At 54.4% G+C, this 13,641-nt stretch carries 12 protein-coding genes; 2 read left to right on the forward strand and 10 right to left on the reverse strand.

Annotated features, from left to right (window positions below; translation table 11 throughout):
* Nucleotides 1-1,308: 1,308 nt before the first annotated feature.
* Nucleotides 1,309-2,607, reverse strand: a complete 1,299-nt coding sequence (locus PUT07_RS34485; RefSeq protein WP_274473374.1) for an alpha-glucosidase/alpha-galactosidase — start codon at nt 2,605-2,607, stop codon at nt 1,309-1,311.
* Nucleotides 2,608-2,752: 145 nt separating this feature from the next.
* Here PUT07_RS34485 and PUT07_RS34490 point away from each other — a divergent pair, with 145 nt between their 5' ends.
* Complete coding sequence (locus PUT07_RS34490) at nt 2,753-3,604, forward strand: AraC family transcriptional regulator (RefSeq protein WP_274473375.1); 852 nt, start codon at nt 2,753-2,755, stop codon at nt 3,602-3,604.
* 92 nt (nt 3,605-3,696) lie between these two features.
* On the opposite strand, the gene PUT07_RS34495 is transcribed toward PUT07_RS34490, so the two are convergent.
* From PUT07_RS34495 to PUT07_RS34505, 3 genes are all read right to left on the reverse strand, one after another.
* On the reverse strand, nt 3,697-3,996 hold the full coding sequence (locus PUT07_RS34495) for a Dabb family protein (RefSeq protein ID WP_274473377.1): 300 nt from the start codon (nt 3,994-3,996) through the stop codon (nt 3,697-3,699).
* Nucleotides 3,997-4,166: 170 nt separating this feature from the next.
* Nucleotides 4,167-4,847, reverse strand: coding sequence for an NAD(P)H-binding protein (locus PUT07_RS34500; protein WP_274473378.1), 681 nt, complete (start codon nt 4,845-4,847; stop codon nt 4,167-4,169).
* A gap of 20 nt (nt 4,848-4,867) precedes the next feature.
* Nucleotides 4,868-5,662, reverse strand: a complete 795-nt coding sequence (locus PUT07_RS34505) for an RDD family protein (protein ID WP_274473379.1) — start codon at nt 5,660-5,662, stop codon at nt 4,868-4,870.
* Between the two features lie 98 nt (nt 5,663-5,760).
* On the opposite strand from PUT07_RS34505, the gene PUT07_RS34510 reads away from it, so the two are divergent.
* Complete coding sequence (locus PUT07_RS34510) at nt 5,761-6,780, forward strand: stage II sporulation protein M (protein ID WP_274473380.1); 1,020 nt, start codon at nt 5,761-5,763, stop codon at nt 6,778-6,780.
* Here PUT07_RS34510 and PUT07_RS34515 read toward each other — a convergent pair.
* The 6 genes from PUT07_RS34515 to PUT07_RS34540 form a co-directional block, all read right to left on the reverse strand.
* On the reverse strand, nt 6,740-8,119 hold the full coding sequence (locus tag PUT07_RS34515; RefSeq protein ID WP_274473381.1) for a DUF58 domain-containing protein: 1,380 nt from the start codon (nt 8,117-8,119) through the stop codon (nt 6,740-6,742). The two genes, PUT07_RS34510 and PUT07_RS34515, sit on opposite strands and share 41 nt — an antisense overlap.
* Nucleotides 8,070-8,993, reverse strand: a complete 924-nt coding sequence (locus PUT07_RS34520) for an AAA family ATPase (RefSeq protein WP_274473382.1) — start codon at nt 8,991-8,993, stop codon at nt 8,070-8,072. Before PUT07_RS34520 ends, PUT07_RS34515 begins: the two co-directional genes overlap by 50 nt.
* Before the next feature lie 6 nt (nt 8,994-8,999).
* Complete coding sequence (locus PUT07_RS34525; protein WP_274473384.1) at nt 9,000-10,175, reverse strand: DUF4350 domain-containing protein; 1,176 nt, start codon at nt 10,173-10,175, stop codon at nt 9,000-9,002.
* On the reverse strand, nt 10,156-10,812 hold the full coding sequence (locus PUT07_RS34530) for a DUF4129 domain-containing protein (protein ID WP_274473385.1): 657 nt from the start codon (nt 10,810-10,812) through the stop codon (nt 10,156-10,158). Before PUT07_RS34530 ends, PUT07_RS34525 begins: the two co-directional genes overlap by 20 nt.
* Nucleotides 10,805-11,839 (reverse strand): hypothetical protein, encoded by a 1,035-nt coding sequence (locus PUT07_RS34535; protein WP_274473386.1) that lies wholly within the window; start codon nt 11,837-11,839, stop codon nt 10,805-10,807. Before PUT07_RS34535 ends, PUT07_RS34530 begins: the two co-directional genes overlap by 8 nt.
* Before the next feature lie 112 nt (nt 11,840-11,951).
* A complete protein-coding gene (locus PUT07_RS34540; RefSeq protein ID WP_274473388.1) occupies nt 11,952-13,556 on the reverse strand; it encodes a sensor domain-containing diguanylate cyclase in 1,605 nt (534 codons plus the stop codon).
* Nucleotides 13,557-13,641 lie beyond the last annotated feature (85 nt).

Here is a 13,641-nt window from a genome sequence, read left to right on the forward strand (position 1 = left end):
TATCCAATTCTGTAAATAATTTATTAGCCATCCCGATACCTCGCTTCTTTTATAACCTCATTAAAACATAGAAAGACCCGTAGGAGACACTTTTTTTAAAAGTGTCTATCCTACGGGTCACAGTTCACTTGTTTAACAATGGGGGCGTTCATTTTTTATGGGCGGGTTAGTTAAGTGACTGTGTGGTTCTGTGAATCCGGGGGATGGTGCGCGCAACTTTAGAGCTTTGGGGCCGTGTAGCTTTGGAACCTTGGACACTGCGACTTTGGAGCTTTGGAGAACTGTAGTAACCTAGCGACTTTGCAGCTTTGTAACTTTAGAGATCTGTAACTTGTAACCTTAGACACTGCGACTTTGTCACTTTGGAGATCTGTACCTTGTAACCCTGTGGACTTCTGCACTTGTAACCTTGGACTTTGCAACTTTGGAGCTTTGGAGACCTGTTAACTTGTGACCTAGCGACTTTGCAGCTTCGGCCCTTATACCGTAACGGGAATTTCTCCCGCTAATCGCATGAATATATTCCCAATTGAACGAATAGAGGGAAATTCTCCAGTTAATCCGCACACTTTTTAACAAAAATCAGTAAACTCAAGCTAATTAACGGTAGTTTTTCCACTTAAAAGGGCTACGGCGTTGTAAAAGGGGGCATTTAGCGGGAGATTTTCCTGTTATGGACGGGAAAGACGGTAACGCGATTAAGGAGCGGTGGAAAGCATCAGGGAAACAGAGCAGTCTTAGAAACTACCAGGCGAACCTGTGGTTTCTTTAGGTTTTGACCATGTCTGCATTAGCCGAATTTGCCCTCCACTTGCCCGCCTGATTCATTCTATTTGAAAAATCATATACATTCTTCGATTTTGACGGGAAATCGGTAATTCTATTTGAAAAATAGAATACATTTTTGATTTTTACCGTTAACTCGAAGATTTTACTCGAAAAATCGTATACATTCACATAGGCGTCAGCAATCAGGAGGTTGCGGCCGAGTGCGCCTACGACTTGGTGTCTATGGCATGGTGTCTGTGACTTGATGGCTGTGGCATCTCGTCTACAACTTGATGTTTGCGGCATGCAGTCTACGACTTGGTGACTGTGGCATCGCGTCTACGACTTACATCTACAACTTGATGTCTGCGGCATCGCGTCTACGACATGACGCCTACAACATGGCGTCTGCTGCACAGCCTCCGTGGCCAAGCATCACCCCCGGCCAACAACGGCGTCGCCCCCGACAAAGGCCTTCCGCTCCGCCCACTCTCGCACAAAAACAAAGGGGTAACCTCCCGGTTACCCCTTTGTTAATGCTTACTTATACTCAGGCAGCCAGCTTCCGTGCGCTTCAATAAGCTCGTCGCACATCGCCACGATATCGTCCATCGACAGCTCTGCCGAAGTATGCGGATCCAGCATAGCAGCATGGTAAATATGCTCGCGCTTGCCGGTGATAGCTGCTTCGATCGTCAGGAGCTGCGTATTGATATTCGTGCGGTTAAGTGCCGCAAGCTGCGGCGGCAGGTCTCCCACATAGGTCGGTGTTACGCCATTGCGGTCAACCAGACAAGGCACTTCCACGCACGCCTCGCGAGGCAGGTTCGTGATCAGGCCGGTGTTCATCACATTGCCGCCGATTTTGAACGGAACATCCGTTTCAATCGCCTCGAAAATGTAGGAAGCATACTCATGCGAGCGCTCATGCTTCAAGTTCGCATCGTTCACGAGATCCTCGCGCATTTGTTTCCATCTGCTGATCTGGTTCACGCAGCGGCGCGGGTACTCGTCGAGCGGAATATTGAACCGGTCGATCAGCTCCGGATAGTTCCGTTTGATGAAATACGGATGGTATTCAGCATTATGCTCGGAGGACTCCGTAATGTAATAGCCGAATTTCAGCATCATTTCGTAGCGCACCATGTCATTGTGCTTCTCTTTTTGCTTCTCTGCGGCGCGTCTCTTGATTTCCGGGTACAGGTCGACTCCGTCCTTCGTCACTTCAAGCAGCCACGCCATGTGGTTGATGCCCGCGATTTTGGACTTAACGCCTGCCGTATCAATGCCCAGGTGTTTGAACATGTGCGGCACGCAAACCTGTACGCTGTGGCACAAACCAACCGTATTCACGCCGCCATACGTGTTCATCACATTCGTCAGCACAGCCATTGGATTCGTATAGTTGAGGAAAAGGGCATCCGGACACACCTCGCGAATATCGGCTGCAAAATCAAGCATAACCGGAATCGTGCGCAAATTGCGGAAAATGCCCCCGATCCCAACCGTATCGGCGATCGTTTGGCGCAAGCCGTACTTTTTCGGAATCTCGAAATCCGTAATCGTACATGGATCATATCCACCTACTTGAATCGCGTTGACCACATACTTCGCTCCTCTAAGAGCTTCCTTGCGGTCTGTATACGTTGTGATGACCGATGTGCTGCCGGACGTTTTCTTGATATTATTGAGCATGTTGGCCGAATCCTGCAGCCGTTCATGATCGATATCAAAAAGAGCGAGCTCAAAGCCTTGCAGGGCGGGAGTTTGCAGGCAGTCCCCAAGTACGTTCTTTGCGAAAACCGTACTACCGGCACCGATAAATGTAATCTTGGACATGTGTGGATACCCTCCAATTTGTTATCGTTTTCAACATCTTCACTATAGCCCAGGGCGACTGAAAATCATATGGATTGAACGAACCCTTATATGGACATTTGTAGTTTATTGATGTACCCTAAAACAAAAACCAGTCGAGGTTCCCATGAATCCGGATCATACCTATTTCACCGTCGGCATCAATCCTCATGAAAGCAACAGCGAGCTGTCCGTGCTCTTCAGCGGCGAGGGCAAGCCCCTCCCCTTACATAACACAGGTCCCGGGGTGCACGATTACTATCTCGTCCATACCGTTCATGCCGGATTCGGGACGTTCGAGCTGCGAGGCCGCACCTACGCCTGCAAGGCAGGCGACACCTTCATCATCTATCCCGGGGAGCTGTTCAGGTACACGGCCGACAGCGAGACCCCCTGGCATTACTCCTGGGTTGCCTTCACAGGCCGTGCCGCCGGCATGACGCTCTCGCAGATCGGGGCTTCCCCGCACGATGCCGTCATCTCGGGCGGCTCGCCCCGCCGCATTCGGCATCTATACCGCCGCATCCGCTCCTCCTTCCAGCATTCGCCGCATCCGGCGCTGGAAGACATCGAGGCTGCCGGCTGGCTTCGACTGCTGCTTCGCGAGCTAGGGCGGGCCAACGATCCTCTGCTGAAGGCGAGGCCTTCAACCGTAACGGAAATCGACCGGCAGGTCAGCCAGGCAGTCCGCTATTTGGAGCTGCAGTACACACAAGCCGTCTCCATAGAGCAACTGGCTCGCACGCTGGGCTATCACCGCACGTATCTGTGCAAAATGTTCAAGCAAGCTACAGGGCTGTCCCCCATGCAGTATCTGCTCAAAATCCGCATGGAACGCGCCAAACAATTGCTGGAGACGCCCATGACCATCGACCAGGTTGCCTCTTCGGTCGGCTTCAACGATGCGCTGTATTTCTCCAAGCAGTTTCATAAGTGGAGCGGCTATGCCCCTTCGGTATACCGGAAGGAGCGGAAGTGAAACGGCGCCTCTAGCGTCCCTTAACACCACATAACAAAAAAGCCCCCCGCCCCAAGGGGCAGAGAGCCATGCTGTGCGTAGCGTAGCGTAATCTAAATCTCAATCTCAATATCAACAATCAAGCTATCCTCTCGGCCGACTTCGCGAATATACGCAGCAACCGCTTGGTGCTCAGGGTTAGGACCATATGCCTCTAGCGCAGCCCGATCCTCGAATCGAACCGACAGCACGACTTGATACCCTTTGTTTTTCTCGGAAAAGTTAATTCCCGCCTGAATATCGACGATGCCCGTCAAATGAGCGCGCAGCGCTTTGAATCGGTCGCACACTTCCTGCAGCTGCTCCTGCGTCGTTGTGTCGGCGAATTTCACAAGTACAATATGATCGATCATTCAAGACAACCTACTTTCCTTCTACGATTTGGCGTGTTAAACATTAACGCTACTAACTATAGCAGGAAGTTGTACGCCCGTCGACAGGAGAGGAGCCGTTAATCCGGTGCACACGCGCTGACTGCCAGTAACCTGTCCAGCCCCCGAACACGCGCAGCTTCAGCCGCAAGCTACATCCTCGCCAGCTCGGCAATCCGGGATGATAAAATAACATGGGCACCGGCCTCCCCCAGCTTGGCCGAAGCTATCAACCCGGCGGCGATCGTGGTGGCGTGAATGGGCCGGTATGTGCGAAGTCCGCCGATCATCAGCGGCGAGATCGCCCGCGAAGCCAAGCCGCCCAACTGCTCGCCGACGCGCGTCTCGTCCCGGTCTCCCAGAATCAGTGAGGGGCGCAGCATATAGAGGGAGCGCAGATTCAGCCCCCGGAGTCCGTGCTCGACGTCCCCTTTGACCCGATTGTAGAAGATGGACGAGGCGCTGTTCGCCCCCATCGCCGTGACAATCGCGAACACCTGTGCCCCGCCCCGGCTGGCGATCTCCCCGAGCTGCATCGGGTAGTCGAAGTCAACCCGGCGGAACTGCTCTTGGGAGCCGGCCTTCTTAATCGTCGTTCCCAGCGTGCAGAAGACATGTGCACCCGCCATGACAGCAGGCTCCATGACGGCATCTAAACGGCTGAAGTCCGTCATGAATGGAACAAGCTTCTCATGTCCCCGAAGATGACCCGCGCCGAAGTCTCTGCGCACCAATGCGATGATTTTGTCATATGCCGAATCCTCCAGCAGCAGCCGGAGCAGCTCACGCCCTACCAACCCCGTACCTCCCGCTACAATCGCTGTCGTTCCCACTATTCCGCGCCTCCCTGCATTTATACTTCCCAATCTTCCCGCAGCTTCGCATACAGCTGAGCCAGGAAAGCGGCAGCCTCTCCGTCTCCAACCTTCAGCCCTAATTTCTTGGCCAAATAGTGCGCAATCGGCGCCGCCAGCTCAGCCAGCTTCCTATCGGCCATCGTAGGCACCCGCTCCACCCATGCCTGCAGCAGCTGCCAATCGCTTGCCGTGATGTCCGGCCTCAGCGATTCATCGATATCCAGCAGCAGATCCGGATATTTTTTGCGGGCTATGGCTTTATCGAGCTGCTTTCGCCGCTTCATCCGTTCAAACCGGGCTTCGATCACAACGATCGTACCGGCAACCATATCACCGATCCGCTTATCCTTCGGGCTCAGCACAATGCTTAGCGCGCCTAGGAAATATAGGGACGGCAGCATATCCAGCAAGCGAAACAGGTTGCGGATGATAATCGATAAGAGCGTAGCCGATTGTCCGTTATTTTGCAGCACGCGCAGTCCCCGCCATCTTTTCCCCGGCGTCTGTCCGCCCATGAACGCTTCCGTGCCGACGAAGTAGCCCAGGTTCAACACAATCCATAAGACGATGGTAATGGCGATCATATAATCGGCGGCGCCCGGCAGCCAATCCCCCGAATACAGCCTGCTCACTAACAATACGAACAGAAACAATATGCAATTAACCACAAGTAAAATAAGGCCATCCAACAGGTGCGCCACCGCTCGGCTGCCGATCCCGGCCGTCTGAAACTGCAGTTTCACCTGTTCGGGGGTAATGATCGTTACTTCTTTATCCAGAGACTCCGTCATAGCATCTCCTTAACATTTCAAAATTATGGTAATCACGCTCTTGCCTATGATAAAATGAACAATAACTTTTCCAACGTACCTGACCCTAGGAGGCATTCATGGACATCACGCGCTTCATCCGCGAGCACAAATCGCAATGGACAGAGCTTGAAGAGCTGCTGCTGCAGCTGAACCGAAGGAAACGCGGTCTAAGCGCCAGCCATGTGAACCGTTTCACGAAACTTTACCAAGCGGTCTCCGTTCACTTGGCCACGCTGCAGACCCACTCGCCTGCAGGCGAAACAACTGTATATTTGAACCATCTCGTCTCCCAGGCGCACAATGCCTTGTACCGGGAAAGCAACCGAAGCGGCACCCAGCTCAAACAATTCTTCCTGCAATACTTTCCTTCACTGATCCAAGCCAGGGCCGCCTTCATACTCTTCGCGCTCGTTCTTTTCCTGCTTGGAGGGCTGCTCGGCTTCCTGTCCGTTTGGCACGACCCGCTCAATCTGTCCCTGATTATGCCAGGCGCGATCGCCGATAACATCGATCCTTCCAAAACGGCGAATCCCCGCGGCGACTTACATTCGCCGCTTGTGTCAACCGCCATTATGACGAATAACATCCGGGTCGCCGTCCTCGCCTTCATCAGCGGCGTGACGCTTGGCATCGGAACCGTCTATCTCATGATCAGCAATGGGCTTCTCGTTGGTGCGTTAGCCGCCGTGTTCATGCATGCAGGGAAGAGCTATGTATTCTGGGCCTACATTTTGCCGCATGGGATTATCGAGCTTACGGCTATTTTCATCGCCGGCGGAGCCGGCTTGTATATGGGCTATCGCTTCTTCGTGCCGGGACCTTATCCGCGCAAGCTGCTTTTCCTGGAGTCAGCCAAGGAATCGGCCCAACTGCTGATCGGCACGATTCCCTTGTTCGTCATCGCGGGGATCATTGAAGGCTACATTACGCCCTCAACTCTGTCGCTGGAGATGAAATATCTCATAGCCGGCGTCACGTTACTGCTGCTGGCCGTCTACTATGCGTACGGCATTCGTCATAGAGCGAATATCCGCGCCAACACATTCGCAGGCCCTCCTATAAGCGATCGCGAGCTTTCAAATCCAAATACGCATTAACGGCGCTCAGCGTCAACCGTTCGGCGGGGACATCCATCACAGGGATGCCTCTGCCGGCCATTTCGCTTACATAGCCGTAGCGGTCAGTCGCCATCCGCTGCGCCACGCTCTGCAGGTAAGCCTGACGACTGTCCTCGGCGCGAATGCGCGCCCATTGATGCAGCAGCGGATCCTGCAAGGACAGGAGCAGCACATGATGGCTTCTGCGGAGCCGCTGCACATAAGGCAGCATTTCCTCGTTGTGCAGATAGCTTTCCATATCGGAGAACAGAGCGATTAACGAACGCTTCCTCAGGAAGCGCAGCACATGGGAGAAAGCGACCTGCGGGCTCGATTCCACGAAATCGGTACGCAGATCGAACACAGCCTTCGTTACTGCCTGCAGATGCGCAAGCCCTTTCCCCGGTGGTACATACACCTTCACCTGATTCGAGTAAGCGACGAGCGCGACCTGGTCCCCCTGTTTGAGTGCCACGGCGGCTAACGTTAAGGCGGCTTCCAACGTCCGGTCCAGCTTGACCTGACCCTCCAGCTCAATGGCCATCTGTCTGCCGCAGTCAAGGACGATCGTGACAATCTTGCCTTTCTCCGGCTGGTACAGGTTCGTCATCAGCTTCGTCGTCCGCGCCGACGCCTGCCAATTGATATGCCGGACATCATCCCCCTGCACATAATCGCGGATATAGTGGAACTCCGACCCGCTCCGCTGCTTCTTGAACAAGCGGTGGCCTTCCAGAATCAACGTGTCCTGGGCAGCCCCAAGCACGCCCCTTACCTGCGATAAGTCGGGATAAATCTCGATGACGTCGGCCGAGCGGAGCCTCGCCTGCTTCTTCCACAGGCCTAAGCCGCCCCAATAACGCAGATCGATATGTTCCAAATCGTACCTGCCTCGTTCCATGGCCATCGCCGTATAGCGGTAAACCGCCGTCATTCCGCGAAAGGTGCCGCTTAATATCCCGTTCGGCGTACGAAACGCAGCCGGCAAATGATCGATAAGCTCAACTTCAACATTCGCTGACCCGCGCTCCGCATACTCAAGCTCCAGTCGAATCTCCACAGAGCTCCTCACATCCGCTTGCTCCGGCAGTGACCGGCGAACCCGCCAAGCGCTGCGCTTGGGCAGCAAGGCCAAGTCGACGCCGCTGAGGACGATTAACAGCGCATTGCAGCTCCAGAAAACAGGCATAACCGCATCCGCGAAAGCGGCAGCGACCATGACGGCTGCGCCGACGGCAACGAGCAGAATGAAGCGGCGTGTCGGTACGATGAATTCCTGGAATACGAATTTATCGAGGAACCGGAATAGAGCCGAGCGTTTCTTGGATGATGTGGTCACTTGTCCCGCCCTCCAGTTCCGCTTGCGGGGTCAACAGCAGCCGGTGCCGCAGCGCAGGCCGCGCGACAAGCTTGATATCGTCCGGCGTGACGTATGCCCGTCCATCCAGCAAAGCCCAAGCTTTGCTGGCCATGAGCACGGCAATCCCGGCGCGCGGACTTGCGCCCAGTTGAACCCGTTTGGATTCGCGGGTTTTGCGAATAATCGTAGCCATGTAGGTGTACAGCGAATCCTCTACCACCACTTCCGCCAGCTTTCGCTGCAGCTGGATGATCCGCCCGGGCGTCAGCACGGCGGTAAGCGCCCGCTCCTCCTGCTGCTCATGAAACGGCACATGCCCCCGAAGGATCGCCACTTCGGCCTCTTCGCCCGGGTAGTCCAGCTGAAGCTTGAACATGAACCGGTCGAGTTGAGCCTCCGGCAGCGGATACGTCCCTTCGTATTCGACGGGGTTCTGGGTAGCTACGACAAAAAATGGATCCGGCAGTCTGTACGTATGGCCCTGAATCGTCACCTGCCGCTCCTCCATCGCTTCCAGCAGAGCCGCTTGCGTTTTGGGACCGGAACGATTAATTTCATCAGCCAGCAAAATATGAGTGAAGACGGGACCCTTGACAGTGGCAAATGTCTGGTCCTGCATCTGATAGATCACACTGCCTGTAATATCGCCCGGCATTAAATCCGGCGTAAACTGGATACGGCGGTATTCGCCGCCCGTTAACTGCGCGAGCGTGCGCGCCATCTTCGTCTTCCCGAGACCCGGCACGCCTTCCAACAGAACATGTCCGCCCGCCAGCAGGGCGGTAACGAGCAGCCGGGTGTTCAGCTTCTGGCCGAACACGTGCTGCTCCATCGCTTGTATAAGTTCATTCACTTGCGTTCACTCCTTCTCCAAGTAGGCGATCATTTCGCCCATCTCCCGCGTTCGCTGCACGAACGCCTTCGCGCCGCCGCCCTCAGCCGGCGGCTCCTCCAGCAAGCGCGCCAGCTGCGCCGCTTGCGCGGAAGACATGCGGCCGCGCGCAGCCTCCGCGGCCTCTGAAGCATCGGCGCTGGGTCTGAGCCCCCAGCGCCGGTGCAGCAGCTGCCGCAGGAACAGCTGCTGGTGCCCGAGCGCCTCGCGCCTTGCGCCGAGGCGTTCATACCAGGCGGCGACGGCGTGTACGCCTTCGTCGCCGCGGCGGACCGTCCACGCCCGCGGCGTGTGGACGGGGCCGAAGCGCTTGCCGCGCAGCCAGAGCCACAGCGCCAGCGCCAGGCCGAGCTGGACGCTCGCGATGACGAGCCACGCCGGATAGACGGCCAGCAGTCCGGGCTTCGTCCCGTAGCCGTGGTGCGTCTCATCGATCCACACGGCGTCCCAGGACTTCGCGAACAGCGGCCAGATCAATTCGAAATGGGACGCTTGATCGACGTTCTCATTCTGCAGCCACTGCGGTGCCAGCACGACGGTGATGGTGCCTGCACCTTCCCGGATGCGGCTGGCGAGCACGCCATGCTCATCCTCGAGCAGCACCTCGGCGTTACCGTTCGGGTTGAGCCGGTAGGACGTGTCGACGACACCCGTCAGTGTGCCGGCGCCCGGGACATAATCCGGCGAGACCCGTATCGCCGAGAGCTCCGCTTCCGGTTCCGCACCGCCTTGCGTTGCAGCCGCTCCGCCCTCTTCGTGAACATCGGCACCGCTAATCGGAACCGTTCCCCATGACGCCCAGCCGGCCGGATTCCGGTCGAACAGGATGACATCATGGCCGGCTTGTACCCACTGAAGCAGCTGCTCGCGATCCGCCTTAGTCACGCCCGACGGCTGAACGACAACCAGCAGCGCAGAAGCACCGCTGGGCAGATTCTTCCAACTCAGCCGCCATTCCTTAACGGCGTGCTGCTTCGTGCCAAGCAGCTCCCTCCAAGCTTTGGTGCCGTCGACATCGGTGGAGAAAGACAAATAAGGTGCCTGATCGGGGAGCTTGGGTTTCACCAGCCAATAGCCCAGGCAGAGAAACACGACAATGCTGAGAGCAAGTCCCACATGAAGCTTATTCAGCCCCTTCCGCATCCGCGCCGCCCCCCTTTCCGCCTATCACCCCGGCAACCTGTTCGTACAGCCATGCAAATTGCCCCTCGCTAACCGCTTCTTGGCCATACCAAATCCGCTCGAAGAGCAGCGAGCTCTCTTGAAATAACGGAACAAGCGATGAAGCCGACCGTTCCAGCTCCTCCGCATATTCCCAGTTCGTCTTCCATTTCTCTACCCGAATCATACGCGCATCTTCCATATAGAACAGCAGGGATAAGAAGACGGCTCGCACGCCTTCTCTCCATGCTCCCTCGTTCCTTAGCCCTGCCGATTGTTCCCAGTAAAAGCGGTAGGAACGGCTGATTTCGCCTTCCGGCAAGAACGCCTGCGAACGGATCCGCTTCTGCCGCACGATTTGCTTCATGAACCAATAGATCGCAAATCCGGCCACGCCGAGCAGCACGATCGCGACGCCTACGGTCAGCCAATCGGTCACGGAATCGGACATCTTGAAGTCGGGCAGCCAACTCTTTATTTTACGGAGCAGAGGCTCCAGCCATGTCCAGATCGATCCGTTCTGCTTGGCTTCATAAGCCGTGTATTCATCCTTCTGCAAAATTTGCAGCAGCTGCTCCTTGTCGTCTTGCACAGAGAGTACGAAGCCGGTCTTAGTCATTCTTTTTATCCAAATCGATCTGGAACGGTTCCGAATCCTCCGTACCCGCAGGAATCGTGCTGTCGATGAGCGATTGCAGACCCAAACCTTCATTGCGTATCCGCAAATCGAAAAAGCTAACCGCATAAGGCAGGTACCACAGCGCCATCGTCAGGATGGTAATTAAACTTTGCAGCAGCTGAGCGCCTAGCCCTGTGCCAAGCAGAGCTCCGATAACGAGCTGAATGACGATCAGGAACACATACAGAATGAGTGTAAGCACCACGTACATGCCGAATAACCGCCAGAAGCTGCGCCGCGTTAAGTTCCAGCTGAGACCGATGCCGATCGAATCCTCTCCGAGCGCTACGAAAGGCAAATAGTAGCACCAGCGAATGAAGAAGTAAGCGAATGTGATAAGCGATCCTAACCCTACTGCGATAAAAAATATAATCGAGAACACCAGCGCGCCCCCGCCGAATCCGCCGACCGCATTCGAAAAGCCGCTGCCAAGCGCAAAAACAACCGCAAAAATAATAAGAATAATAGCTAATCCCATATAAATGCCGACCAAGATGAGTCCGTCCAGGAACGTACTGCCGGCCAGCGGCCAGAAACGAGCGAACGACTTCTTCAAGAGCTGTCCCAGCGTAGGCGTCTCTTCGCCATACAGGTTGGCTTTCACCAGATGTACGACCGATGCGATCGAAGCCGGCATAAGACCCAGCAGCATGATCGGCAGCAAGATCAGTACGAACAAAAGCATTTTCCCTATGTAGGCAGGATCGTACTGCTCAGGGTTATTTTGCAGCAGAGGCGATCCGGGTCCGAACATCTCTTCCAATGAACCGCCATTGCGGATATAATCAAGCACCGTATTTGAAGTAACGGCTGTTTCCCGGTATGTAAGCAAATGCTGCAGAAGATAGAACGGACCGTAAAGAATCAGCATAACCGTCGTTAATACCATAAAATGTTTACGGTACAAATGAAAGCTCCGATCCAGAATTCTCCCGATTCCCATCGGTCTTAAAGCTGTGTTTTGCATGGTTAACCCCCTAAATGTTGGTAATTCGAATACCCATCGACTATTATACACCAAACGTTGGAATTTCTGACCAATTAAATTGGCATAGCAAAAAAGCCGGACCGATAAGTCATTATCTGTCCAGCTCCACCCGGTTGCGCCCGGCCGATTTCGCGCGGTACAGCGCATGATCCGCTCTGGAAACCATATCCTCGAGAATCATGGTGCCGTATTCCAGCTTCGGTGAAAATTCAGCGATGCCGATACTCGCCGTCAGGGGCACCGTCACTTTCTCATCCCGATAAGCCGTTTGCCGGATATGCTCCAGAATCGTTTCTGCCAAGCTTGCACACTGCTGCGCACTTTGCCGGAGGCAGAGGATGATGAACTCTTCCCCTCCGTAGCGTGCGACGATCGTATTCGCATCCGCCTGCTCTTTCAGAATGGATGCGACATGAGAGAGCACGCTGTCCCCGACTTGATGGCCGTACGTGTCGTTAATTTTTTTGAAATGGTCGATATCCATCATGATGACGGAACTAGTCTGTCCTGCCGATAGACAAGCATGCAGCCTGTCATTGCCGACGGACATCATATATCGCCGGTTGTGAATCTCGGTGAGCGGGTCCATTCTGGCATAGTGCTCCAATAGGGAAATCGTCCTCTTCAGCTTCTCCGCCATCATATTGAACGTGTTGACCAATTGCCGGAGCTCAATGGGAGCGTTTCGGATTTCGCCGGCATCGATCTGATAATCATAACTCCCTTTTTGAATGATTTTCGTAGCGCGCAGCAGCGAACGCACCGGCTTCTCAATTCGCGAAGCTACCATAAAAACAGCAAGTATGCTGCATATAAGGGCAACTAAGGAGATCAGAATGATCGTGATGCTCATCTGATACAATTTCCCCAGTACCTCTTTCTTGGTGACTTCCCCGACAACAATCCAGTTCTTCTCTTTGGACCATAAGTACTGCCCGTATACCTGCTCCCCGTGAAAGCCGCCATACGCCTCATTAGACGGGACTTCCTTCCTGGCCATCTCGACGATCTCCGACGTCGCCAGAGCGGCGTTTACGTTCCGCATGTCCAGATTGCGCATGGAACGGGTCACGATTTGTCCATCCGCATCCAGCACATACACTTCTCCCGTCTCTCCGAAGCTGAGCTGCTTCATCAATGTGTTCAGCGTATCCAAAGTCACGACGCCCAGAACAGCCCCCTGGAAATCATCGGCATCTCCGAGCACCGGAGCGGCGAACATAATCATCGGCTTCCCGGATTCAGGGGAAATATCCACGCTGGAGATGTAGCTTTTTTTCTGATCCTTAACCTGCGCGAAGAAAGGTTTAGCCCCGACGTACACGCTTACATCAGGAGCAATCCGTATATAGCCGTCCTTTTCGACGAATTGAATGGATTCGAACTCCGAATTGACCTTGCCGTAATTTTGAAACTCCCTCTTCAAATCGCCGATCCGGTGAAACTTGGCATTGTCCGAGAGTGCGAAACGCTTGATCGCATCCAATTTTTCCTGTGCCCATCTTTCTATATATAAACCCTGCAGGGTAATAACCTGTTTGAGCTGAAGCTGTGCTTCATTCACACGGTCGTTTTGCTCGATGTAATAAAAAGGAACAAGAATTGAAACGGCCAATGCCACTATGGCGCCACCCGCCCATAATTGAAACCGCATTTTAAGCGTTTGGTTGGAGAAATACGAGGAAACGCGTCCCACTTCGGCATCAGCTCCTTTCCTACCTTCTATCTTCTTATTATACCTTTTATCCCAGTCAAAAAAAGACATTATCTCTTATAAGACG

The sequence above is a fragment of the Paenibacillus sp. MAHUQ-63 genome (assembly GCF_028765165.1).
In the GTDB taxonomy this organism is placed as follows: domain Bacteria; phylum Bacillota; class Bacilli; order Paenibacillales; family NBRC-103111; genus Paenibacillus_E.